The 314-nt window shown below is 47.5% G+C and carries 1 tRNA gene and 1 rRNA gene; both read left to right on the top strand.

The window, feature by feature from the left end:
• Positions 1 to 108, top strand: a 16S ribosomal RNA gene (locus tag H4J54_RS04740); the annotation flags it as partial.
• A 122-nt stretch (positions 109 to 230) separates the two neighbouring features.
• Positions 231 to 307: transfer RNA gene (locus tag H4J54_RS04735), tRNA-Ile, on the top strand.
• Positions 308 to 314 lie beyond the last annotated feature (7 nt).

The raw sequence follows: 314 nt of genomic DNA, 5'->3' as shown, positions 1-314 counted from the left end.
GGCTAGTTTAACCCTTCGGGGAGGACGGTCACCACTTTGTGATTCATGACTGGGGTGAAGTCGTAACAAGGTAACCCTAGGGGAACCTGGGGTTGGATCACCTCCTTATCTTGAAGTAAAACAGCTTAATGAGAGCCTCGGCTCTACGAGTGTTCACACAAATTACATGATAACAAATTAGAAGAAGTCCAAACACGCTAGCTTCGGACGTAAATTCTTGAAAGAGAAATAGGTCTGTAGCTCAGCTGGTTAGAGCGCACCCCTGATAAGGGTGAGGTCGGCAGTTCAAGTCTGCCCAGACCTACCAATTTACG

The organism is Colwellia sp. MB3u-8, assembly GCF_014076985.1.
Classification (GTDB): Bacteria; Pseudomonadota; Gammaproteobacteria; order Enterobacterales; family Alteromonadaceae; genus Cognaticolwellia.
The sequence above is the reverse complement of the archived record's forward strand: the minus strand, read 5'-3'. Positions and strand labels throughout refer to the sequence as shown.